The 22265-nt window shown below is 64.6% G+C and carries 21 protein-coding genes, 1 other RNA gene and 1 riboswitch; of the genes, 18 read left to right on the top strand and 4 right to left on the bottom strand.

The features are described from left to right. The first annotated feature begins 62 nt into the window (after window positions 1-62). Window positions 63-896: a glycosyltransferase family 2 protein gene (locus XaFJ1_RS13930; protein WP_012917322.1), complete on the top strand. Its 834-nt coding sequence runs from the start codon at window positions 63-65 to the stop codon at window positions 894-896. Next, window positions 896-1933 carry a CDP-glycerol glycerophosphotransferase family protein gene (locus XaFJ1_RS13925; RefSeq protein WP_012917321.1) on the top strand — a complete coding sequence of 346 codons (1038 nt, stop codon included), beginning with the start codon at window positions 896-898 and terminating at the stop codon, window positions 1931-1933. Before XaFJ1_RS13930 ends, XaFJ1_RS13925 begins: the two co-directional genes overlap by 1 nt. A gap of 112 nt (window positions 1934-2045) precedes the next feature. Here the strand turns inward: XaFJ1_RS13925 and XaFJ1_RS13920 are convergent. Both XaFJ1_RS13920 and ribA read right to left on the bottom strand, forming a co-directional pair. Then, window positions 2046-2118: non-coding RNA, sX9 sRNA (locus XaFJ1_RS13920), on the bottom strand. Between the two features lie 56 nt (window positions 2119-2174). Further along, window positions 2175-3305: a GTP cyclohydrolase II RibA gene (ribA, locus tag XaFJ1_RS13915; RefSeq protein ID WP_012917320.1), complete on the bottom strand. Its 1131-nt coding sequence runs from the start codon at window positions 3303-3305 to the stop codon at window positions 2175-2177. A gap of 271 nt (window positions 3306-3576) precedes the next feature. Between ribA and XaFJ1_RS13910 the strand changes: the two genes are divergently transcribed. Further along, a complete protein-coding gene (locus XaFJ1_RS13910) occupies window positions 3577-4098 on the top strand; it encodes a GNAT family N-acetyltransferase (RefSeq protein ID WP_012917319.1) in 522 nt (173 codons plus the stop codon). Window positions 4099-4125: 27 nt separating this feature from the next. Here XaFJ1_RS13910 and XaFJ1_RS13905 read toward each other — a convergent pair whose 3' ends face one another. Then, window positions 4126-5040, bottom strand: a complete 915-nt coding sequence (locus XaFJ1_RS13905; RefSeq protein ID WP_012917318.1) for a lauroyl acyltransferase — start codon at window positions 5038-5040, stop codon at window positions 4126-4128. 173 nt (window positions 5041-5213) lie between these two features. Here XaFJ1_RS13905 and dtd point away from each other — a divergent pair, with 173 nt between their 5' ends. Beyond that, complete coding sequence (gene dtd, locus XaFJ1_RS13900; RefSeq protein ID WP_012917317.1) at window positions 5214-5654, top strand: D-aminoacyl-tRNA deacylase; 441 nt, start codon at window positions 5214-5216, stop codon at window positions 5652-5654. Between the two features lie 152 nt (window positions 5655-5806). Beyond that, on the top strand, window positions 5807-7669 hold the full coding sequence (gene rpoD / locus XaFJ1_RS13895; protein WP_012917316.1) for an RNA polymerase sigma factor RpoD: 1863 nt from the start codon (window positions 5807-5809) through the stop codon (window positions 7667-7669). Between the two features lie 178 nt (window positions 7670-7847). Here rpoD and ettA read toward each other — a convergent pair whose 3' ends face one another. After that, entirely contained in the window at window positions 7848-9509 is a 1662-nt protein-coding gene (ettA, locus tag XaFJ1_RS13890; RefSeq protein ID WP_045757033.1) for an energy-dependent translational throttle protein EttA, read from the bottom strand. A gap of 237 nt (window positions 9510-9746) precedes the next feature. Between ettA and XaFJ1_RS13885 the strand changes: the two genes are divergently transcribed. The 13 genes from XaFJ1_RS13885 (at window position 9747) to kdpA (ending at window position 22260) form a co-directional block, all read left to right on the top strand. Further along, window positions 9747-10187 (top strand): RcnB family protein, encoded by a 441-nt coding sequence (locus XaFJ1_RS13885; protein WP_012917314.1) that lies wholly within the window; start codon window positions 9747-9749, stop codon window positions 10185-10187. Window positions 10188-10305: 118 nt separating this feature from the next. Next, the gene (gene glyA / locus XaFJ1_RS13880; protein ID WP_012917313.1) at window positions 10306-11559 is read left to right on the top strand and encodes a serine hydroxymethyltransferase; all 1254 of its coding nucleotides are present in this window, start codon (window positions 10306-10308) and stop codon (window positions 11557-11559) included. A 144-nt stretch (window positions 11560-11703) separates the two neighbouring features. Next, on the top strand, window positions 11704-12234 hold the full coding sequence (nrdR, locus tag XaFJ1_RS13875; RefSeq protein WP_012917312.1) for a transcriptional regulator NrdR: 531 nt from the start codon (window positions 11704-11706) through the stop codon (window positions 12232-12234). Between the two features lie 6 nt (window positions 12235-12240). Further along, window positions 12241-12717: a GNAT family N-acetyltransferase gene (locus tag XaFJ1_RS13870; RefSeq protein WP_012917311.1), complete on the top strand. Its 477-nt coding sequence runs from the start codon at window positions 12241-12243 to the stop codon at window positions 12715-12717. Then, window positions 12714-13823 carry a bifunctional diaminohydroxyphosphoribosylaminopyrimidine deaminase/5-amino-6-(5-phosphoribosylamino)uracil reductase RibD gene (ribD, locus tag XaFJ1_RS13865; RefSeq protein WP_012917310.1) on the top strand — a complete coding sequence of 370 codons (1110 nt, stop codon included), beginning with the start codon at window positions 12714-12716 and terminating at the stop codon, window positions 13821-13823. The genes XaFJ1_RS13870 and ribD overlap by 4 nt, the downstream gene beginning before the upstream one ends. A 114-nt stretch (window positions 13824-13937) precedes the next feature. Then, a riboswitch (FMN riboswitch) is annotated at window positions 13938-14097 on the top strand. Between the two features lie 77 nt (window positions 14098-14174). After that, a complete protein-coding gene (locus XaFJ1_RS13860) occupies window positions 14175-14774 on the top strand; it encodes a riboflavin synthase (protein ID WP_012917309.1) in 600 nt (199 codons plus the stop codon). 106 nt (window positions 14775-14880) lie between these two features. Next, entirely contained in the window at window positions 14881-16014 is a 1134-nt protein-coding gene (gene ribB, locus XaFJ1_RS13855; protein WP_045757411.1) for a 3,4-dihydroxy-2-butanone-4-phosphate synthase, read from the top strand. A gap of 101 nt (window positions 16015-16115) precedes the next feature. Continuing rightward, window positions 16116-16583 carry a 6,7-dimethyl-8-ribityllumazine synthase gene (gene ribH, locus XaFJ1_RS13850; protein WP_012917307.1) on the top strand — a complete coding sequence of 156 codons (468 nt, stop codon included), beginning with the start codon at window positions 16116-16118 and terminating at the stop codon, window positions 16581-16583. Then, window positions 16580-17047, top strand: a complete 468-nt coding sequence (nusB, locus tag XaFJ1_RS13845) for a transcription antitermination factor NusB (RefSeq protein ID WP_012917306.1) — start codon at window positions 16580-16582, stop codon at window positions 17045-17047. Before ribH ends, nusB begins: the two co-directional genes overlap by 4 nt. Window positions 17048-17141: 94 nt before the next feature. After that, window positions 17142-18116: a thiamine-phosphate kinase gene (thiL, locus tag XaFJ1_RS13840; protein WP_012917305.1), complete on the top strand. Its 975-nt coding sequence runs from the start codon at window positions 17142-17144 to the stop codon at window positions 18114-18116. A 411-nt stretch (window positions 18117-18527) separates the two neighbouring features. Further along, complete coding sequence (locus tag XaFJ1_RS13835; protein WP_012917304.1) at window positions 18528-20042, top strand: outer membrane beta-barrel protein; 1515 nt, start codon at window positions 18528-18530, stop codon at window positions 20040-20042. A gap of 366 nt (window positions 20043-20408) precedes the next feature. Beyond that, the gene (locus tag XaFJ1_RS13830) at window positions 20409-20501 is read left to right on the top strand and encodes a potassium-transporting ATPase subunit F (RefSeq protein WP_012917303.1); all 93 of its coding nucleotides are present in this window, start codon (window positions 20409-20411) and stop codon (window positions 20499-20501) included. Window positions 20502-20517: 16 nt separating this feature from the next. Then, a complete protein-coding gene (gene kdpA, locus XaFJ1_RS13825) occupies window positions 20518-22260 on the top strand; it encodes a potassium-transporting ATPase subunit KdpA (RefSeq protein ID WP_012917302.1) in 1743 nt (580 codons plus the stop codon). The last annotated feature ends 5 nt before the right edge of the window (window positions 22261-22265 follow it).

The following is a 22265-nucleotide window of genomic DNA, read 5'->3' as shown; positions in this document are numbered from 1 at the left end:
TCGCGGTGTGGCGCCTGGTATCGCTGGCCGTCCGCATCGCACTCTTCCGGATACCGCGCGCCATGGCCGACGCCGCCGTGACCACCTTGCCGCTCAGCCTGGTGGTGATGACTTACAACGAAGCCGCCAACATCGCGCGCTGCCTGGACAGCGTGCCGTTCGCTGGCGATAAGCTGGTGGTGGACTGCGGCAGTACCGATGACACCGTGGCGATCGCCCGTGCGCATGGTGCGCGCGTGGTCGAGCAGGCATGGCTGGGCTTTGGCCCGCAGCGCAATTTCGCCTCCACGCAGGCCGCATACGACTGGATCCTGGTGCTGGACGCCGATGAATTTCTATCTGATGCCTTGCGTGTCGAATGCTTGGCGCGGCTCCCGTCGCTGTTGCGCGACAATCGCGTGGATGCGGTGTGGCTGCGGCGTAGCACTTGGTACATGGGCGCGCCGATGCGCTGGTACAAACCCATGGTCGGCGAACGCCTGGCACGTCTGTATCACCGTGGGCGGGCGCGCTGGAGGGAGGCACGCGTGCATGAGTCGCTGCGCTTCGATGGCGCCAGCGCCGAGTTCGCGCCGCCTTTTCATCACTTGCACAATCCGACCTTGGTGCATAAGCAGCTCAAGGTGTTGCGTTATGCCGAACTGAAGGCGCTTGGCTGGCGCGACAAACGTAAGCCGGTGAGAATGTGGCAGAGCCCGTTCGTGTTCGTCGGCGCTTTCCTTAAAGATTATCTGCTGCGCTTGGCGTGCCTGGATGGGTGGCGAGGCTTTATCGTGGCGCAGACTGCAGCCAGTTATGCACTTTACAAGCGCATGCGCTACTACGAGATGCAGTACAACCCGGCCTCTGTGGAACAGGCGCGGACGCAACTGCAACGGCACGATCTGGAGCATTGATGAGCAAGCACTATTTGCTGTACGGGTCTGAACGCTACGCACTGGCGATCCTGCGCCCATTGCAGGCGGCGATCCGCGCGCGTGGCGATGAGGCAGCGTGGTTTTTCGATGGCCCTGGCGCCGAGGAGTTGAGCGCCGACGAGCGACACCTGGCCACGGTGGAGCAGGTGCTGGCGTGGAATCCCTATGCGGTGATCACCTCCAGCAATGCGGTGCCGCATTTCTTCCCGGGAGTGAAAGTCGAGACCTTCCACGGTTTCGACGCCGGTAAGCCGCGTCACATTTATGTTCGCGGGTTTTTCGATCTGTACTGCACCACTGGTCCGCGCGACACCCAGGCGTTTGGCGCGCTGGCGCGCAAGCTCGGCCACTTCGCCGTCAAGGAAACCGGTTTCCCCAAGCTCGATCCTTTCATGCGCGAAATCGGTGCCGAACTCGTCCCAGTGCGGCAGCCGCCGGTGATCCTGTATCACTCGACGTTCTCGCCATCGTGGAGCGCGGCCGGTCTGCTTTACGACGAGGTGGCGCGGCTTTCGCGCAGCGGCGAGTGGCGCTGGATCGTGACCTTTCATCCGAAGATGGACCCGGCGATAGTCGCGCGTTATCGCGCGCTGGAGAGTGCGTTTCTGCACTTCGCCGAGAACGACAATATTCTGGAACTTTTCCCGCAGGTGGACATAATGTGCTCGGATACCTCGTCCGCGCTCAACGAATTCCTGCTCACGTACAAGCCCGTGGTGACTTTCAAGAATCGACGTCCGGGGCCTCACCTGATCGACATCGACGATCCGGCGCAGTTCGAGCCGGCGATCCGCCGTGCGTTGCAGCGCCCGCCGGAGTTGATGGCGGCGATCCGTGCGTTTGCCGACGGCCTGCATCCGTATCGCGATGGCCTGTCCAGCGAGCGGGTGCTGCGTGCGATCGATGACTTTGTCGCCGAAGGCGGACGCAACCCCCGGCGCAAGCCGTGGAATTTCTGGCGCAAACTGAAGATCCGTCGCCGCATCGGCTATTGGGGGCGCGCGGTGGATCGCTGAGGGCACATGCGGTGCTCGAGGTGCGTTGCGCTCCGATTGGCCGACTGTGCATGCTTTGTCTCAACGCGCCTCAGCTGGCTTCGCGCGCAATTCAACGTGCATCACACCCAGTGGCTAACAAAACGTCGCGAGTCGCTGTCGGGTGGGGGCGTACAGCGCGCAGGAACCGCAGTGAGCGGGTACATGAGGATTTCCTAGCACTGCCCGCGCCCGTCCGGCAGCGACGTAGTCGTTTTGTTAGCTACAGTTCGCGTCCGGCTCGCAGCAAAGTGTCCACGTCCAGCGCATGGCCGGCGCGGGCGGCTTTGGTGCGCAGATAGCCTTCGTTCTCGGCGGTGATCGCGCCGGTGACCGGGATGCGCTCGGTGACTTCGACACCGGCTGCACGCAGGCGCTCGGCCTTGGACGGATTATTGGTCAGCAGGCGCACCCGAGCGATGCCCAACCCGCGCAGCATCGCCACCGCACCGGCGTAGCGGCGCTCGTCGGCGCCGAAACCCAGTTGTGCGTCGGCGTCGATGGTGTCCAGGCCGTCATGCTGGTAGCCGTAGGCGCGCATTTTGGTGGCGATGCCGGTACCGCGGCCTTCCTGGTCCAGATACAGCAGCACGCCGCCGCCGAGTTGCTTGAGCATGGCCAGGCCGTGCCGTAACTGGTCGCCGCAATCGCACTTGAGCGAACCGAACAGGTCGCCGGTCAAGCAGGACGAGTGCACCCGCACTGGCACCGGCGCGGTTAGGTCGGGTTGGCCGATCACGATCGCCACCTGGTCGCGTTGCGCCACCCCACCACGAAACACGACGAATTCGCAGGGGCCGAGGTCGCGCAGCGGCACCTGGGTACGGGTGACCAGTTCGTAACTGTCGGCGGCTGCCAAGGTGCATGCGTGTTCCAGGTCCGCCAATTGCAGTGTATGGCAGCCTTGGAATGCGCTGTCGTCACGGTCGAGTTCTACGGCGACGATGGCTGGCAGTAGCAGCCCCAGCCGCGCGATGTCGGCGGCGCCTGCATCGAGTGCGTCGCCCGGTCGCCACTGCACGGGCGCCGGACTATCCCGCAGGTAGGCCAGCGTCGCCAGAGCGTCGTAGGACTGCCCAGCCAGAGCAATGCGTGCACCCTGCGGTGCGTCCAGGCCCAACACCTGCGCGCGGGTGGACGTCACGAACAGGTAGTGCCGGTGCGCCGCGGCCTGAGCGAAACGGTGGTAGGACTGCGCGGTGCTGCTGTCCAGCGCCATAGCTGCACGGAGATGGCCGCTGTGGTTCTGGATCAGCACGGGGCGTCCGGCGCGCAGTTCCGAGGCAGCGCGTTCGCTGCGGATCGCGCCAGGGTCGCCGAAGGCATGTGCGGACATGTCAGGTGGACGGTTCATGCACGATTCCAGATGGGGGGCGGCGCCGGCGCTTCAAGGCTGGCATGGTCTTGAAGTGCGCGGCGGTGGCGGGGATGGGCGCGTGCGCTATTGTCGCGCGCTTTGCGTGCGTCGCGAGCGTTTATGGGGTGGAACGCACTGTGCCTGCTCGCGCGGGGCCGGCGATGCAACCGGATGCGCCGAATGCGGCAACGCGACTGGGGAGAGCGGCGGTTTTCAAGTGTTGTCGATTGGTTTCTACTGTGCCGTATCCCCCTCAACGCCGTTCCGCATGCACCTTGTCCACTGCACCGAGCCGCGCCATGCGATGGCGATCCTGGAGATCTTCAACGAGGTCATCGTGCATTCCACCGCGCTCTACGATTACCGTCCGCGACCGCCGGAGAGCATGTCGGCCTGGTTCGCGGCCAAGCATGCCGGCGCATTGCCGGTGCTTGGACTCGAAGACGAGGTCGGCACGTTGCTCGGTTTCGCCACGTATGGCCCCTTCCGCGCCTGGCCCGCGTTCAAATACAGCGTCGAGCATTCGGTCTACGTACATTGCGGGCATCGCGGCAAGGGGGTTGGGCGGCGCCTGCTGCAGGCGCTGATCGACACCGCGAAGGCCCGCGGAGTGCATGTGCTGGTTGGAGGCATCGACGCCAGCAACGCTGGCAGCATCGCGCTGCACGAACAACTGGGCTTCGTGCATGCCGGTACCGTGCGCGAAGCCGGTTTCAAGTTCGGGCGCTGGCTGGACCTGGCGTTCTATCAGCGCATCCTCGATGGTCCCGTCGATCCCCAGGACGATTGATCCCGCGTTCTGGTTTGCCGGCCGCGTTCAGTGCGGATGACGGGCTGTGGCATAGGGATTGGGTTCGGTCGGATCCGGACGCAGGGTGTAGCGCTTGTACGTCCACTGATACTGTGCCGGGTCGCGTCGGGCCACGCGCTCGACCCCGGCGTTGAGCGCAGTGGCCGCACGCAGGGGATCCGCGTCGGCGACCGCTGGCGGCGCCGGTTGCACGTGCAGGGCGAATTCCAGGTCGTTGCCCACGCGTTCGCACCAGGCGAACAGGACGGTCGCGTTGGTGCGTTCGGCCAGACGGTTGACCAGGGTCATGGTCAGCGCCGGCACCCCGAAGAAGGGCGCGAATACCCCGTCGCCGGCTTTGGGTTGTTGGTCGGGCAGGATGCCGACCGCGCCGCCGTCCTTGAGCACCTTGAACAACTGGCGTACCGCGGGCCCTTCCGCACGCACCTGACGCACGCCCTCGCCGCGGCGCACCCGTTGCAGGAAGGCGTCGCCGATTGCCGACTCCGGCACGCGGTAGACGATGGCGATGTCCCCGCGCGAGGCCAACCACTGGTTGAGCAATTCCCAATTGCCGAAGTGCGGTGCGGCTACGATCACCCCACGGCCGCAGGCCAGCGCGGCGTCGTAGAGTTCCTGGCCGTGGCGCTGGCGTAGCCGTGCTAGGTTCTGTGCGGGTGGTCGGGTCCACAACACGAGGGTTTCGAACGCCTGCCGCGCGGTGGAGCGCAGCACGTCGCGATGCAGGGCGATGCGTTCGCTGGGGAGCAGTTCGGGATAGGCGAGTTCCAGGTTACGCCGCACCACCCGGCTTTCGCGCACGTCTTTACGTTGCCACAGCCAGGCCAGGCCATCGGCCAGGCGTCGCAACCATGGCCAGGGCAGGCGTGCCACGGCGGCGGCGCAGCGGTACAGCAGGGAAGCGCATGTGGCGGGTTTCATTGCCGCAGTTTATCCGCTCGGCAGGACGCGTCAGGCTGGCTAGCGCGGGGATCGGTCCGCGCGCCGGGGTGAGCCGGTGTCCCTCACCTGTGTAAGTCGTGCGGGTGAGGTGACAGTGGGGGTGTCGAAGTCGCATGCTTTTGCGTTACCAGTTCGGCGTTCGGCGGTTACACATGCTCTCCTTGATCCAGCGCGTCACCCAGGCCTCGGTCAGTGTCGACGGGGAGGTGATCGGTCGCATCGGGCCCGGCCTGCTGGCGCTGGTGGCGGTGGAGCCGGGAGACCACGATGCCACGTTCCGACGCATGGCCGAACGCCTGCTCGGCTACCGGGTATTTGCCGACACCAGAGGGCGCATGAACCGCTCGTTGCGCGAGACAGCCGGTGGTCTGTTACTGGTCAGTCAGTTCACTCTGGCTGCCGATACGGACACGGGGATGCGCCCCAGCTTCACCGCCGCCGCGCCCCCTGTCGAGGCTGAACACGGTTTCAATCGCTTGCTGGAGTTGTGCCGGGCGCAGCACCCACCAGGGGTGGAAAGTGGTCGCTTCGGTGCCCATATGGTGATCAGCCTAGTCAATGACGGCCCGGTCACGTTCCTGCTGCGCCCTTGAAAGAGCGTAACGTGCTTTGATTCGAAGTGAGATGCGTTGCCGCAGGGCAACTGGGCGTAGCAATTCAGACACATGGTCCGACAACCGGCGGTCCAGGCTGTTATAATGCTAGGTTCACTCCTTCATCATCTATGCCGGTGGCGCGCGCACTCATGGCCAACGAACGTCCTGCCCAGCAATCCGACATCAAGCAACTGATCAGCAAGGGCCTGGAACAGGGCTATCTGACCTACGCCGAAGTCAACGACCACCTTCCCGACGATTTGGTCGATCCTGAACAGATCGAAGACATCATCGGCATGATCAACGGCATGGGCATCGATGTCCATGAGGTTGCGCCAGATGCCGAGACGTTACTGCTGAACGACGGCAACACCGGCAACCGCGAAGTCGACGACACCGCCGCCGAAGAAGCCGCTGCCGCGTTGACCGCGCTCGACACCGAGGGTGGCCGCACCACCGATCCGGTGCGCATGTACATGCGCGAGATGGGCACAGTAGAGCTGTTGACCCGTGAAGGCGAGATCGCGATCGCCAAGCGCATCGAGGAGGGGCTGAGCCAGGTCCAGGCCGCGCTCGGCGCGTTCCCGCTGGCGGTGGAGACCCTGCTCGAGGATTACGAGCAGCACAAGGAAGGCAAGAAGCGGCTGGCCGAGATCGTGGTCGGTTTCAACGATCTGATCGAGGAAGAGCCGGCGCCGGTGGTGGTGGCCGAGGACGATAGCGCCGCTGCCGATGCCGCCGGGGATGAGGATGAAGACGCCGATGTCGATGCCAGCGAAGAGGATGCGGGCCCGACGGGTCCGGATCCGGCCGAGGTCGCACGGCGGATGGAAGTCCTGTCCGCCGAGTACGCCAAGTTCAAAAAGGCCTATGCCAAGAACGGCGCCGAACACAAGCTGGTTGCCAAGCTGCGCAACGACATTGCCGAGGTGTTTGTCACCTTGAAGCTGCCGCTACCGCTGACCGATGCCCTGGTGCGCAAGCTGCGCGATGCCATGGCGCAGGTCAAGGAACACGAACGTCGCGTGCTGCACCTGGCGACCCATGTGGCGCGCATGCCGCGCAAGGATTTCATCCGTTCCTGGGAAGGCAATCAGACCAACGTGGTCTGGGTCGATGACGCACTCAAGCGCAAGCAGAAATGGTCCTCGGCGTTGCGCGATGTCAAGGATCAGATCATTGCCGAGCAGGAAGCCACTGTGGGGGTGGAGCAGTCCACCTACCTCAGCCTGACCGAGTTGAAGGAGATCAGCCGGGCCATGGCCTACGGCGAAGCCAAGGCGCGCAAGGCCAAGAAGGAAATGGTCGAGGCCAACCTGCGCCTGGTGATCTCCATCGCCAAGAAGTACACCAACCGCGGTCTGCAGTTTCTCGACCTGATCCAGGAAGGCAACATCGGCTTGATGAAGGCGGTGGACAAGTTCGAATACCGTCGCGGCTACAAGTTCTCGACGTATGCCACCTGGTGGATCCGTCAGGCGATCACCCGCTCGATCGCCGATCAGGCGCGCACCATCCGCATCCCGGTGCACATGATCGAGACGATCAACAAGCTCAACCGCATTTCCCGGCAGATGCTCCAACAGTATGGCCGCGAGGCCACGCCGGAGGAGCTGGCCAAGGAAATGGACATGCCCGAGGACAAGATTCGCAAGGTGATGAAGATCGCCAAGGAGCCGATCTCGATGGAGACCCCGATCGGCGACGACGAGGATTCGCATCTGGGCGATTTCATCGAGGACACCAATGTGGAGTCCCCGATCGAGAACACCACCAACATCAACCTCTCCGAGACCGTGCGCGATGTGCTGGCGGGGCTGACTCCACGCGAAGCCAAGGTGCTGCGCATGCGCTTCGGCATCGACATGAATACCGACCACACGCTCGAAGAAGTCGGTAAGCAATTCGACGTCACCCGCGAGCGCATCCGTCAGATAGAGGCCAAGGCGCTGCGCAAGTTGCGGCACCCCAGTCGTTCGGAGCAGTTACGCAGCTTCCTCGATATCGACTGATCGCACGCGTTACGGCGTACCACGCAAAAGCCCCGCTAAATGCGGGGCTTTTTTGTTGGCGAGTGCGGATCGGCTCGGTGCGGTGTCGGTGTGCGATCGGCATGCACACGTATGCCGCCCGCAACGCGTACGGCCCGCTGCGGAATCTGCGAGCGCCGTGCGCGTGCGGTGGAAGGCGTTACTTCAGTGCCTTGAAGCGCAGCCGCTTGGGGCCGGCATCGTCGCCCAGGCGGCGCTTCTTGTCCTCTTCGTATTCGCGGTAGTTGCCCTGGAAGAACTCCACGTGCGAATCGCCTTCGAAGGCGAGGATGTGCGTGGCGATGCGATCCAGGAACCAACGGTCGTGCGAAATCACGAAGGTGTTGCCCGGGAACTCCAGCAGCGCGTCTTCCAGTGCGCGCAGGGTTTCGATGTCCAAGTCGTTGGACGGCTCGTCGAGCAACAGCACGTTGCCGCCCTGCAACAGGGTCTTGGCCATGTGCAGGCGGCCGCGCTCGCCGCCGGACAGCGAGCCGACCAGTTTCTGTTGATCCTGGCCCTTGAAGTTGAAGCGGCCGATGTAAGCGCGCGACTGGATCTCCACACCATTGATGTTGAGGATGTCCAGGCCGCCTGAAATTTCCTGGAACACGTTGTGGTTGCCTTGCAGCGTGTCGCGGCTCTGGTCGACGTAGGACAGTTGCACGGTCGGGCCGACCACGATCTCGCCCGCGTCAGGTTTTTCCTGGGCAGTGATCATCTTGAACAGCGTGGACTTGCCGGCACCGTTGGGGCCGATGATGCCGACGATTGCGCCGGGCGGGACGATCATCGACAGGTTGTCGATCAGCAGGCGGTCGCCGAATTTCTTGGAGACGTTTTTGAATTCCATCACCGCGTTGCCCAGGCGCTCGCCCGGTGGGATGAACAGTTCGTTGGTCTCGTTGCGCTTCTGATAATCGACCGATTGCAGTTCTTCCAGGCGGGCCAGGCGCGCCTTGCCTTTGGTGCGGCCGCCCTTGGCGTTCTGTCGCGACCATTCCAGTTCCTTCTGGATCGCCTTCTGCCGTGCCTTTTCCTGGTTGTCTTCCTGCTTGAGGCGCTCGTCCTTTTGCATCAACCACTCGGTGTAGTTTCCCTTCCACGGAATGCCGCGGCCGCGGTCCAGTTCCAGAATCCACTCGGCGGCGTTGTCGAGAAAGTAGCGGTCGTGGGTGACCGCCACCACGGTGCCGGCATAGCGCGCCAGGAACTGCTCCAGCCACTCCACGGATTCGGCGTCGAGGTGGTTGGTGGGTTCGTCGAGCAGCAGCATGTCCGGTTTTTGCAGCAGCAGCCGGCACAACGCCACGCGGCGCTTCTCGCCACCGGAAAGGTTGGCGATCTTGGCCTCCCATGGCGGCAGGCGCAGCGCGTCGGCGGCGATGTCGAGCTGATTCTCCAGCGTGTGCGCATCGCCCGCTGCCAGGATCGCCTCCAGACGCTCCTGCTCCTTGGCCAGTGCGTCGAAATCGGCGCCTTCTTCGGCATAGGCGGCGTAGACCGCCTCCAGTGCGGCCTGTGCTTGCAGCACCTCGCCCACGCCTTCCTCGACCGATTCGCGGACGGTCTTGTTGGGATCCAACTCCGGTTCCTGCGCCAGGTAGCCGACCTTGGTGCCGGGTTGTGGCCGTGCCTCGCCCTCGAAATCGGTATCTACGCCGGCCATGATCTTCAGCACGGTCGACTTGCCGGCGCCGTTGAGGCCAAGTAGACCGATTTTGGCACCGGGAAAGAACGACAGCGAGATGTCCTTGATGATCTGACGCTTGGGCGGCACGATCTTGCTGACCCGGTTCATGGTGTAGATGTATTGCGACATGGGGACTCCGTAGCGCATACCGATGCCCGGCCGGGGCGGCCGGACAGCGGCAGAAAAGGGATGGAGAACAGTATAACGGCAAGGCCGATTCGGCTGCGGCGCAGCCGCCGTCGCGGTGTTCGAATGAATGCCACCTTAGCTCGTTCGAGCAAGCTGAATACGTAATCGGTTGCAGCAGGAGGCGGTTCAGACGTGTGCGGCATTAATGCAATCGCCACATCACGTGATGGAGTTGCCATGAACGTCAAACGCTTTGCCACCCTTGCCCTTTGCTCAGCGCTGGCGCTGGGTTGTATGGCGCCCACGGCATTTGCCTGGGAGCCCTATGGCCCGTATCGCGATTGGGACGGTCGCGGTTGGCGCGAGGTCGACCGCGACGACTATTGGCGCGAACGCGAACATGAGCGGCACCGAGCGCGACGCGCCTACGAGCGCGGCTACCGCGACGGCTACCGCGAGCGCGCTGATGTCGTCTATTACCGCCCGCCGCCGCCGCCGCCGTACTGGGCGCGTGGCCAGCGATACGACGGTCCCAACGACGTGGTCTACGACTACGACCGTTATCGGGTCAGTCGTCCACCCTATGGTTATCGCTGGGTCCGCGACGATCGGGGCGACCTGCTGTTGGTCGCGATCGCCACCGGCGTCATCGCCGACCTGGTCCTCAATGGCCGTTGAGGATGGTCCCGGGAGTATGGTGGCGGTCGCGAAGGCCGCCGCCATCTCGGGTTCGCGCTTGGGGCCGTGCGCGGCTTAAACTAGCGCTCTGCCTTTTGCTGATCCTCCCGGAGACCCGATGTTCCCGCGCGCCACCCGTATCGAAACCTACGATCCCGAACTGGCTCGGGCAATTGCCGCCGAAGCCGGTCGCCAGGAAGACCATGTCGAACTGATCGCCAGCGAGAACTACTGCAGCCCGCTGGTGATGGAGGCACAGGGCAGCCAACTGACCAACAAGTACGCCGAAGGCTATCCGGGTAAGCGCTATTACGGTGGCTGCGAGTTCGTCGATGTCGCCGAGCAGTTGGCGATCGAGCGGGTCAAGCAACTCTTCGGCGCCGATTACGCCAACGTGCAGCCGCACAGTGGCTCGCAGGCCAATCAAGCGGTGTTCCTGGCACTGTTGCAGCCCGGCGATACCATCCTGGGCATGTCGCTGGCGCACGGCGGCCACCTGACCCATGGCGCCAAGGTCAATGCTTCCGGCAAGCTGTTCAACGCGGTGCAGTACGGCGTCAACGACCAGGGGCTGATCGACTACGACGAAGTCGAGCGGCTGGCCCTGGAACACAAGCCGAAGATGGTGATCGGGGGTTTTTCCGCCTACTCGCAGGCCGTCGATTGGGCGCGTTTCCGCGCCATTGCCGACAAGGTCGGTGCCTATTTCTTGGTGGACATGGCGCATGTGGCCGGGTTGGTCGCCGCCGGTGTCTACCCGAACCCGCTGCCGCATGCGCACGTGGTCACCTCCACCACGCACAAGACCTTGCGCGGTCCGCGCGGCGGCATCATCGTGGCCCAGGGCGCGAGCGAGGAACTGGCCAAGAAGCTGCAGTCGATCGTGTTCCCCGGCATTCAGGGTGGTCCGCTGATGCATGTGATCGCGGCCAAGGCGGTGGCATTCAAGGAAGCTCTGGAGCCGGAGTTCAAGACCTATCAGCAGCAGGTGGTGAAGAACGCCCAGGCGATGGCGAGGACGCTGATCGCGCGCGGCTACAAGATCGTCTCCGGCGGCACCGAAAACCACCTGATGCTGGTGGACATGATCGGCAAGGACGTGTCCGGCAAAGATGCGGAGGCCGCGTTGGGCAAGGCCCACATCACCGTGAACAAGAACGCGGTGCCCAACGATCCGCGCTCGCCGTTCGTGACCTCGGGCCTGCGCCTGGGCACCCCGGCAATCACCACCCGCGGTTATCTGGAACAGGACAGCATCGATCTGGCCAACTGGATCGCCGACGTCCTCGATGCCCCGACCGATGAGGCCGTGCTGGCCCGCGTGCGTCAGGCGGTGACCGCGCAGTGCAGGAAATACCCGGTGTATGGTTAAGAAGCCGGGACCAGGGGCCCGGAACCCGGGTCCCGCGAAAGCGCCGGTCCCTGCATTCGCACGCCTGACCTTGCGGCTGAGTAGTGCGTGCCATTCGCCTTTTTTCGGGGCTGCGCTCGCGGATCCCGAGTCCCGGCTGCGCTGATGCACTGCCCGTTCTGCCAGCACAGCGATACCCGGGTGATCGATTCGCGCGTGTCCGAGGATGGCGCCACGATCCGCCGGCGCCGCGAATGCGAGGCGTGCGGCGAGCGTTTCAGCACCCTGGAGACAGTCGAACTCAAATTGCCGACCGTGGTCAAGAGCGATGGCAGTCGCGAAGCGTTCGACGCGCGCAAGTTGCGCATCAGTTTCGATCGCGCGCTGCAGAAGCGCCCGGTGGGCGAGGAACAGATCGAAGCGGCGGTGCGCGCGGTGGTGCATCAGGTGCGCATGTCTGGCGAACGCGAACTGCCTTCGATCCGAGTCGGTGAGTATGTGATGGCGGAACTGCGCAAGCTCGATCATGTTGGCTATGTGCGTTTCGCTTCGGTCTACCGCAGCTTCCAGGACGTGGCTGATTTTCGCGAGGAGATCGAGAAGCTCGAACGCGAACTGCCGGTAGGCAGCGAACAGTTGCCACTATTGGACTTTGTACGTACTGGCAAGCCGGGCGACAAGTCCGGCAAGCGTTAAAGGCGCATGCGCATCGTTTGTTTGGCCGAGGCGGCCCAGCATATTCCGGCCCTGGCGCAGGAGCACATGCAGGCATTCGGCACGCTGCTGGGCGACTGGAGCCTGGCCGAAACCGAGGCCGATCTGCGCAGCCACCGCTGCGATACCCGGATCCCGACCAGTTGGATCGCCCTCGACGGTCAGACATGGCTGGGTTCGGTCAGCCTGCTGCAGAACGAGGTGGCGTGTGTCCGCCCGTTTTCGCCGTGGCTGGCGAGTCTGTACGTGCGCCCGCAGGCGCGTGGCAGCGGTGTCGGTGCAGCCTTGCTTACGCATGGCATGCAGGCTGCGGCACGGTTTTCGGTGCAGTGGCTGTACTTGTATTGCGAACTGCCACTGGTGGAGTTCTACCGACGGCTGGGCTGGCAACGGCATGCGGATCTGCCGCTGGGTCTGTTGCAGGTGGTGGTGATGCGCATCGACGCCGGTGCGTGCGCCGCATGAGTGGCTTCTCCGCGGCCGATCATCGCTGGATGGCGCAGGCGCTGCGCTTGGCCGAGCGTGGCGCCTACACCACGCGTCCAAACCCGATGGTCGGTTGCGTGATCGTGCGCGATGACGAACAAGTCGGCGAGGGCTTCCATCAGCGCGCCGGTGGTCCGCACGCGGAGGTGTTCGCGTTGCGCGCGGCCGGCGAGTATGCCCGTGGCGCCACCGCTTACGTCACCTTGGAGCCGTGTGCGCACTACGGCCGCACCCCACCATGTGCGCTGGCATTGATCGAAGCCGGCGTGGCGCGGGTGGTGGTGGCGATGGCCGATCCGTTCCCACAGGTCAACGGCGGTGGTTTCGCGTTATTGCGCGAGGCTGGAATCGCGGTGCAGTCGGGGTTGATGGAGGAGCAGGCGCGCGCGCTCAATCGCGGTTTTCTGTCGCGGGTGGAGCGCGGGCGGCCATGGCTGCGGGTCAAGTTGGGGGCCAGCCTGGACGGGCGCACTGCCCTGGCCAGCGGTGAATCCAAGTGGATCACCGGGGCCGCCGCGCGCCAGGACGTGCAGCGCTGGCGCGCGCGCGCCGGGGCGATCCTCAGCGGTGCCGGTACCGTGTTGGCCGATGATCCTGTGCTGACCGTGCGCCTGGGCGAGGCGACCGAGGTACTGCCGCCGTTGCGCGTGGTGCTCGATGCGCAGTTACGCACATTGGCGCGGAGCAAGGTGCGCGACGGCGCCGCACCGACCCTCTACCTGCATGCGCCCGCGTCGGTGCCGCCGACACTGCCGAACGCCGAGTTCGCCGCAGTCGCGCTGCATGAGGGACGCCTGGATCTGGACGCGGTGCTGCGTCTGTTGGCCGCCCGCGGCATCAACGAGGTGCAGGTCGAGGCCGGCGCGACCCTCGGCGGCGCTTTGCTGCGCGCTGGCATGGTCGACGAAGTGCTGGTGTATCTGGCGCCGGTGTTGCTCGGCGACGCCGCGCGCCCGCTGCTGGCCGGGCTGCAGATCGACACGCTGGCGCAGCGGTGTCCATTGCAGCTGCTGGATGTGCGTCAGCTCGGCGACGATCTGCGCCTGCTGTTGCGCCCGGTTGCCGCAGACGTCGCGTCTGCGTAGCGGCGTAGGTGGGTGTACCCACGCGGAAGGTTACCGCGTGAACTGCGACGCTGCGTCCGATCGGTGCCGCAGCGCCGCCTGTTAGAATACGTCTGCCGGTTCGCCGGCGACCACAAACGTCTTCAGGGCGGGGTGCGATTCCCCACCGGCGGTAGGTGCGTTCGCGCACGAGCCCGCGAGCGCTTCCCACGGCCGCCTGTGCGGCGATGGCAAGGTCAGCAGATCCGGTGCGATGCCGGAGCCGACGGTATAGTCCGGATGAAAGAAGACAGCTGACGCACGGCCTCGCGGCTGGGCGCGCGCCTGTTTGCCTTGTGGCGTTTTTCGCTCACTGCATCGCGAGAAACGGATATGTTCACTGGGATCATCGAAGGTGTCGGCCATCTCGCCGCGCGTCAGCCGCAGGGCGGCGACGTCCGCTTCACCTTCGCGACCGGCAGCCTGCCGTTCGCTGATGTGCAGCTCGGCGAGAGCATCGCGGTCAATGGCGTGTGCCTGACCGTGATCGCCTTCGACGCGGACGCGTTCCAAGCCGACGCTTCCACCGAAACCCTGGGCCTGACCACGCTCGGCACGCTGGCCGAAGGCGCGGCGCTGAATCTGGAACGGGCGATGCGCCCCACCGACCGTCTCGGCGGGCACCTGGTCAGCGGCCATGTCGATGGTCTCGGCCGGGTGTTGGCGATTCACCACGATGCGCGCGCGCAGCGCTGGCGTTTTGCCGCGCCGTCGGCGCTGCTGCGCTATATCGCCAAGAAGGGGTCGATTTGCGTGGACGGGGTCAGCCTCACCGTCAATGCGGTCGATGCCGACGGCTTCGAGGTCGCGTTGATTCCGCACACCGTGGCGCACACCGCGTTCGCGCAGACCACAGTGGGGGCACCAGTGAACCTGGAGATCGATCTGGTCGCGCGTTACGTCGAACGCCTGCTGCAGGGCGGCCGGGACTGACCCTGGCCGTTGCCGTTTTTTCGCCGTGGCGCGTCGTTGTCTGCGATGCCTGCGGTGCCCACCGTCTTCCGCGAGTCGCCGCATGTCGCCTTCCACTCTCCCGAGCCTGAACTTCGCCCCTATCCCCGTGTTGCTGGAAGAACTGCGTGCTGGACGCATGGTCGTCATCGTCGACGACGAGGACCGCGAAAACGAGGGCGACCTCATCATGGCTGCCGAGCTGGTCAAGCCCTCTGACATCAACTTCATGGTCACCCACGCGCGCGGCCTGGTGTGCCTATCGCTTACCCGCGAGCGCTGCGCGCAGCTCGGCTTGGCGCCGATGGTCCAGCACAACACCGCGCAGTTCCATACCAACTTCACCGTCAGCATCGAGGCGGCCGAAGGCGTGACCACCGGCATTTCCGCTTACGACCGCGCGCATACCGTACGTACCGCGGTCAAGCCCGATGCCAAGCCGCACGACCTGAGTCAGCCGGGCCACATCTTCCCGTTGATCGCCCACCCCGGCGGTGTGCTGACCCGTGCCGGCCACACCGAGGCCGCCAGCGATCTACCGATGCTGGCGGGGCTGGAACCGGCCGGCGTTCTGGTGGAAGTACTGAACCCCGACGGCAGCATGGCGCGGCGTCCGCAGCTGGAGGAGTTCGCACGCACGCACGGGCTCAAGATGGGCTGCATCGCCGATCTCATCGCCTATCGCCTGGCGACCGAGCACACCGTCGAGCGCATCGACGAGCGTCCCATCGTCACCGAGTTCGGCGATTTCACCCTGGTGACCTACCGTGATCGCATCGCGCACGATCTGCACTTCGCCCTGGTCCGTGGCCCGTTGGACGCGGACACGCCGACCCTGGTGCGGGTACAGGTGGAGAACCCGCTGGCAGACTTATTGCACTGGCGTCGCGAGGATTTTGGTGTGGCCGCCAGCGATGCGTTACGCGCCATCGCCACCGCCGACCGGGGTGTGATGGTGGTGCTGTCGGCGCCGCGCGACAGTCAGGCATTGCTGGCGCGGCTGCGCGCGCAACCGGAGGCCGCCCACGGCAAGGACGTGGGCCAGTGGCGCCGCAATGGGGCCGGCAGTCAGATCCTGGCCGACCTGGGTCTGGGCAAGCTGCGCGTACTGGGCACGCCGCGCCGGCAGATCGGCCTGGCCGGCTTCGGCTTGGAGGTGGTGGAGCATGTGGAGGTCGAACCGGGCCTGGGGATTGGCGACCTGGGTTCAGGAAACGCGTGATGTCCAGGCAGGACGCCTGATCGGCGCGCCGTGCGCGTGCATGTCCCGAGCCCCGGCTGCTCGCCTGCTAAACTTTGCAGCCCACTGAACCTGATACCACCATGACCCACTACGAAGGCGATCTTCGCGCTCCCGCATCGGCCCGCTTCGCGATCGTCGCCAGCCGCTGGAACGCCCGCATCACCGACGTACTGGTCGCCGGCGCACGCACGAGTCTGGCCGGCAACGGCATCGCCGAGGATGCGGTGGACGTGATTCGCGTGCCTGGCGCGTGGGAGCTGCCGCTGGCCGCCGCGCATCTGGCAGCGACCGGCCGCCATGCGGCGATCATCGCGCTGGGCTGCGTGATCCGCGGCGATACCCGTCACTACGAACATGTCGCCGACGGTTGTGCACAGGGACTGCTGCGGGTGTCGCTGGATTTCCGTATCCCGGTGCTCAACGGCGTGCTGGCCGTGGAGCGGGTCGAAGACGCCGAAGCACGTGCCGGCGGCAGTCACGGCAACAAGGGCGAGGAAGCGGCGCTGGGTGCGCTGGAGATGGTCAATTTGCTGGAGCAACTGCCGTGAGCAAGTCCGCCGGGCACAGGCACCCGCGCCGCGATGGCGTCGATCCGGTGTTGCGTTCGCGCGCGCGGCGACGCGCGTTGCAGGCGATCTATGCCTGGCAGATTTCCGGCGGCAATGCGCAGCACGTGATCGCCCAGTTCGCCCACGAACAGGCGCACGAAATCGCCGATCTGGTGTACTTCGAAAACCTTGTCGAGGGCGTGCTCAAGCATCGCGCCGAACTGGACGCGGCGCTGGTCGGCTATTTGGATCGCACCGTGGAGGAAGTGGATGCGATCGAGCGCGCTGTGCTGCGCTTGGCCGCCTACGAACTGCTGTATCGGATGGACGTGCCGTACCGCGTGGTGATCAACGAAGCGATCGAGACCGCCAAGCGTTTCGGCTCCGAACATGGCCACACCTACGTCAACGGGGTGTTGGACCGTGCCGCGCTGGAATGGCGCGCGGTCGAGTCGGGCGGCTGAGCATGGGCGCCGGGGCCTGCGACCAGGGACCGGGAATCTACCAGTGCGGTCATTGCGGGCCGATGGCGCGATGCGCGATGCGCGACCCATTGCGATGGTCGAGTTCGATCTGATCCAGCGGCTGCGCGCGCGCAGCGGTACGCGCGCGGACGTGGTTTTGGGCATCGGTGACGATGCCGCGCTGCTGCGCGTGCCGCCGGGCGAACTGTTGGCAGTCACCACTGACACGTTGAACGTCGGCGTGCATTTCCCTGCCGAGACCGCAGCGGCTGACTTGGGTTGGAAAACCCTGGCGGTGAATCTCTCCGACCTCGCCGCGATGGGCGCACAGCCGCGCTGGTGCACGCTGTCGCTGTCGTTGCCGCAGGCGGATCCGGCCTGGGTGGACAGCTTCGCCGACGGCTTTTTCGCGCTGGCCGAGGCGCATGGCATCGTGCTGGCGGGAGGCGACACGACGCGTGGACCGCTGTCGCTGTCGGTCACCGCGCTCGGCAGCGTGCCAGCGGCCGCCGCGTTGCGTCGCGATGCCGCGCAGCCCGGCGACGACGTCTGGATCACCGGACAGCCTGGGGAGGCCGCTGCCGGGTTGGCGCTGTGGCAGGCCGGACGGCTGGATGTGGCACAACCAGCCACCGATCCGGTCCACGAGCACCTGCGCCAGCGCTTGCTGCGGCCCACCCCGCGCGTGCAGGCCGGGCACTGCCTGCGCGGTCTGGCGCGGGCCTGCGTGGACATTTCCGATGGCCTGCTGGCCGATCTGGAACATATCTGCGTGCGCAGCGGTGTCGCTGCCGAGTTATCCCTGGCGGCGTTGCCGGTTGTCGCCGCTCCGTCTGAGGCGAGCACAGCGCAGGTACATGCCTGGCAATTGGGCGGCGGCGACGACTACGAGTTGTGTTTCACGTCTCCTCCAGCGCAGCGCGAAGCGATTATTCAGGCGCTGCAGGGCTGTGCGGTGGCGGCGACGCGGATTGGGCGCATCGTGGCCGGCAGGGGCATCGTCGTGCGCGATGCGGACGGTCGGCCTTGGGTGCCGTCGCGAAACGGCTACGTGCATTTCGTCGGATAAAACCCCTCGCGTGGCCTCGGCGGGCCGTGCCATGGCGCGTGATGGTGCAGAGGCGGAATTTACGCAGAATTTATTCAAATCCGTTTGCGTTTTGCAACGAAGATATTCGGCGATTTCTATACTTTCCTCGCTGCTGCAGGGGCGTTGGATCGATGGCGGGAGGTGTGCGTTTGTCGCTGACGGCGACGCCGCTCTGGATCCGCCGCTGCGCCCGGCGCGCTCTGGTATCGGGTCGCGTGCGGGCCTATGCGCCGCCCGACGCCATCGGTTGTTGTCGATCTGCGGTGCCAGCATCCCGCTGCGGTCAGTGATGAGCGCAGCGCAGGATGTCGGAATGCCGCAGGTGTGGTGTGTGTCCCTGTGTCTTATCTATCACCCCAAGAGGACGGCTCGTTGCGAGCCGATGTTGCAATGTCCATGAAGATTCATCCCTTATTCGTGTCCCTGGCCCTGCTCTGCACCGGCAAGGCGGTTGCGGCCGACGTCACGGTTCCCCTGTCGGTGGCCATGCCGGCGATGCTGCAGGAAAGCGCCGCTGCAGCTCAGCCGGTGAGCGCAGACTGCTCCAACGGTTTCTTCTCGCGCTTTGTGGCCGCGTATCGCGAAGACGCCCAGCCTGCCGACCCGAATGCGCTGGCTCCGGCACGGCGCGGCATGGAGTCGCCATTCTCTTCGCCTCCATTTCCGTCGGCGGAATGGCAACTTGGCGGAGTGGACTATCCAGTCGGCGTGCCCAGCGAGAATGCGCAATATCCGCTGGAAAAGGCGCTGGCGTGCACGCACGTCGGACACTGGATGCAGGATCATCGGATCGAGCTGTACGGCTGGATCAACCCTTCGCTCAACGCCAGCACATCCAGGTTCTCGAACTATCCGTTGTCCTATGACGCGCGGCCCAATCGCGGTGAATTCAATCAATTCCTGTTCCGTTTGCAGCGCCTGCCGGACACGGTGCAGACCGATCACATCGATTGGGGTTTTCACCTGGACGATCTGTACGGTTACGACTACCACTTCACCACGATGAAGGGCGTGACCAGCGATCAGCTGCTGAATCATCCGCGGCCCAAGAGCGCGTTGAACGGCAAGATCTACGGCAACGACCCGATGATCGCCTATGTCGACTTGTACGTGCCTTGGGTGGCGCAAGGCATGGTGGTCCTGCTCGGTCGGTATCTGTCGTTGCCGGACATCGAGGCGCAGTTCTCGCCCAATAACTACCTATTGACCCACTCCCTGTTGTACACGGTCGATGCGTATACCGATATGGGTATCCTCACCACCACCAAGCTCAATGATCAATGGATTTTGCAGCTGGGCGTGCATGGCGGCGATGACACCGCGCTGTGGGATTCCAACAGCCGCTTGAGTGCGCAGGTCTGTTTGCGCTGGGTCTCCAAGAGCAACAACGACATGTTGTATCCGTGCGTGGAGTCCTACAACAACGCCTCGCAGACCTACAACAATCTGCAGGAATTCGTTTTGACCTGGGGGCACCGTTTCTCGCCGCGTGTGCATACGCTCACCGAGGCGTACCACATCTATGTGCGTAATCAGGCGCTGGCCACCGATCCGTGGCAGTCGCAGGCGCCAACCGGCAGGCCCGGTTACCCCCTGGGCCAAGCGCCGAATTTCCCGCTGGGGCGCAACTCGACCGACGCCATCGTCAACTACGTCAACATCCAGCTCGATTCGAAAAACATGCTGTCCATTCGCAACGAATTCTTCAACGACCACGTTGGGCAGCGGACCGGCTTTGCCACGCGCTATTCGGAGCATACGATCGGCCTCACCCACTGGGTGTCGCAGGATCTGGAGATCCGCCCCGAGCTGCGCTATGAGAAAGCTTACGATTTCCCGGCTTACGATGCCGGGCACAAGAGCCATCAGACGACCGCTTTGCTCGACGCGATCCTGCATTTCTAAGTAGTTCATGGTGGCAGCGCGCCGCCGTTGAATGCCGTCGCGCGGTGAGTGCCGCGCGACGGCAGGGCGCCGTCTGGTACCTACTACAGGCGGCGCGTGGTCGATCCGCATCCTGGGCCGCGATACACGTGTGCATGCACCGGCTTTATGCAGAATTTATGCGGTCTGCGCCAGTTCGCTACTGAGAGTTTATGGCGCGCACTTCGATAATATCGATCTGGGCCGCTAGGTCCGTCCGATGCCCCCTCCTATGTTTCCTGCTTGTTTTTTCGGTCCCCGCCCAGCGCGTTCGGCGCTCGGTGGCGTTTGCTTGCGATTTGCGGTCCGCTTTGATTGTGGGCTGCGCACCTGTCTGGAGTTGACACCATGAGCGGTTGGCTTGCATTTGTTTGCGGCGTAGCGGTGATCGTCACCGCTGGCTACCTGTTGTACGTGATCCTGCGTCCCGAAGATTTCTGAGCCGAGTGCCACCCTCATGATCGATACCCTGTTTGTCTATGCGCTCGCGCTGTTGCTGGGATGGCCGTTGGGCCTGTATCTGGCCAAGGTGATGCGCGGCGCACCGATGTGCGGCGATGCGCTGTTCGGCTGGATCGAACGCCCGCTGTATCGCTTGCTGGGCACCGATCCAGCGCGCGGCATGCACTGGCGCGGCTACACGGCGGCGTTTTTGCTCAGCAATCTGGTGCTGGGCGTGCTGGTGTTTGTGCTGTTCGTCACCCAGGCGTGGTTGCCGTTCAATCCCGACGCGGTGCCGAATATGCGCTGGGACGTGGCTCTGCACACCATGGTCTCGTTTCTGACCAATACCGATCAGCAGCATTACTCCGGGCAGGCGCAGTTGTCGTACCTATCGCAGGCGATGGGCGTGGTCGGCCTGCAGTTCGTCACCCCGATGATGGGGCTGGCGTTGGTTGCGGCAACGCTGCGCGGGCTGTTCGGTGGGCGTGCGCACGCGGCCGCAGCGAGTGTCGGTTCGAGTGCGCCAGCGTCTTCGATGGCCGAGCCGCCGCACGCCGAGGTGGATGTCGGCAACTACTGGGCCGACGTGATCCGTCCAACCCTGCGCTTGCTGCTGCCGCTGTGTCTGCTTTGGACGTTGTTGTTGACCCAGCAGGGCGTGCCTTCCACGTTGGCTGCCGGTCCCGCTGCCACGCCGCTCGATGCGAGCGCCGGATTGCAGACGCAGAAGATTCCGCTTGGGCCAGTCGCGGCGATGGTGGCGATCAAGCAGCTCGGCACCAATGGCGGTGGCTGGTATGGCCCCAACAGCGCCATGGCGCTGGAAAATCCCACCCCGTTCTCCAACCTGCTGGAAGCCCTGGGGATATTGCTGATTCCGGTGGCGGTGGCGTTCATGGTCGGCCCGTTCACCGGGCGGCGTAAGTTCACGGCACTGGTGTTCGGCAGCATGCTGGCGATGTCGCTGGCGTCCACCGGGGCATCTATGTGGGCCGAAGGTCATTCGCCCAGTAGCGCCAGCGCCGCGTTGATGGAGGGCAAGGAAGTGCGCTTGGGCGTGGATGCCGCGGCGGCGTGGTCGTCACTGACCACGCAGACCTCCAACGGCTCGGTCAACGCGATGCACGATTCGCTGGCGCCGCTGACCGGGGGCGTGGCGATGATCAACATGTTGATCAACGCGATCTGGGGCGGCATCGGCTGCGGTTTGCAACAGTTCCTGGTTTACCTGTTGTTGAGCGTATTCCTGGCCGGGTTGATGACCGGACGGACACCGGAGCTGTTCGGGCGCAAGATCGAGGCGGCCGAAGTTCGTCTGTTGGCGCTGTTGATCCTGCTGCAGCCGCTGGTGTTGCTCGGCTTCACCGCCCTGACCCTGGCCATGCCGGCGGCGATCATCGCCAATTCCAATCCTGGCTTCCACGGTATCAGTCAGGTCTTCTACGAATACACCTCGGCGTTCGCCAACAACGGTTCCGGTTTCGAAGGGCTGGGCGACGGCATCCCGTGGTGGAACCTGACCTGCACCGTCGTGCTGCTCCTGGGTCGCTATCCCGCCCTGATCGTGCCACTGATCGTGGCTGCGCAGATGGCGCGCAAGCGCGTGGCGCCTGAAACGGGCGGCAGCCTGCAGGTGGAAACGCCGACCTTCGCGCTGACCTTGATCGCGGTCATCGTGGTCCTGACTGTTCTGCAATTCACGCCGGCGCTGGTGTTGGGGCCGATCGCCGATCACCTGACCCTGGCCGCGCACTGAGACGA

It is taken from the genome of Xanthomonas albilineans (assembly GCF_009931595.1).
Lineage (GTDB): Bacteria > Pseudomonadota > Gammaproteobacteria > Xanthomonadales > Xanthomonadaceae > Xanthomonas_A > Xanthomonas_A albilineans.
Note: the sequence above shows the minus strand (reverse complement) of the source record. Positions and strands in the feature narration are given on the sequence as shown.

Coding starts and splice junctions, on each gene's coding strand:
- XaFJ1_RS13930 (WP_012917322.1), top strand. CDS start 63: ATGGCCGACGCCGCCGTGACCACCTTGCCGCTCAGCCTGGTGGTGATG.
- XaFJ1_RS13925 (WP_012917321.1), top strand. CDS start 896: ATGAGCAAGCACTATTTGCTGTACGGGTCTGAACGCTACGCACTGGCG.
- ribA (WP_012917320.1), bottom strand. CDS start 3,305: ATGAACCGTCCACCTGACATGTCCGCACATGCCTTCGGCGACCCTGGC.
- XaFJ1_RS13910 (WP_012917319.1), top strand. CDS start 3,577: ATGCACCTTGTCCACTGCACCGAGCCGCGCCATGCGATGGCGATCCTG.
- XaFJ1_RS13905 (WP_012917318.1), bottom strand. CDS start 5,040: ATGAAACCCGCCACATGCGCTTCCCTGCTGTACCGCTGCGCCGCCGCC.
- dtd (WP_012917317.1), top strand. CDS start 5,214: ATGCTCTCCTTGATCCAGCGCGTCACCCAGGCCTCGGTCAGTGTCGAC.
- rpoD (WP_012917316.1), top strand. CDS start 5,807: ATGGCCAACGAACGTCCTGCCCAGCAATCCGACATCAAGCAACTGATC.
- ettA (WP_045757033.1), bottom strand. CDS start 9,509: ATGTCGCAATACATCTACACCATGAACCGGGTCAGCAAGATCGTGCCG.
- XaFJ1_RS13885 (WP_012917314.1), top strand. CDS start 9,747: ATGAACGTCAAACGCTTTGCCACCCTTGCCCTTTGCTCAGCGCTGGCG.
- glyA (WP_012917313.1), top strand. CDS start 10,306: ATGTTCCCGCGCGCCACCCGTATCGAAACCTACGATCCCGAACTGGCT.
- nrdR (WP_012917312.1), top strand. CDS start 11,704: ATGCACTGCCCGTTCTGCCAGCACAGCGATACCCGGGTGATCGATTCG.
- XaFJ1_RS13870 (WP_012917311.1), top strand. CDS start 12,241: ATGCGCATCGTTTGTTTGGCCGAGGCGGCCCAGCATATTCCGGCCCTG.
- ribD (WP_012917310.1), top strand. CDS start 12,714: ATGAGTGGCTTCTCCGCGGCCGATCATCGCTGGATGGCGCAGGCGCTG.
- XaFJ1_RS13860 (WP_012917309.1), top strand. CDS start 14,175: ATGTTCACTGGGATCATCGAAGGTGTCGGCCATCTCGCCGCGCGTCAG.
- ribH (WP_012917307.1), top strand. CDS start 16,116: ATGACCCACTACGAAGGCGATCTTCGCGCTCCCGCATCGGCCCGCTTC.
- thiL (WP_012917305.1), top strand. CDS start 17,142: ATGGTCGAGTTCGATCTGATCCAGCGGCTGCGCGCGCGCAGCGGTACG.
- XaFJ1_RS13835 (WP_012917304.1), top strand. CDS start 18,528: ATGTCCATGAAGATTCATCCCTTATTCGTGTCCCTGGCCCTGCTCTGC.
- XaFJ1_RS13830 (WP_012917303.1), top strand. CDS start 20,409: ATGAGCGGTTGGCTTGCATTTGTTTGCGGCGTAGCGGTGATCGTCACC.
- kdpA (WP_012917302.1), top strand. CDS start 20,518: ATGATCGATACCCTGTTTGTCTATGCGCTCGCGCTGTTGCTGGGATGG.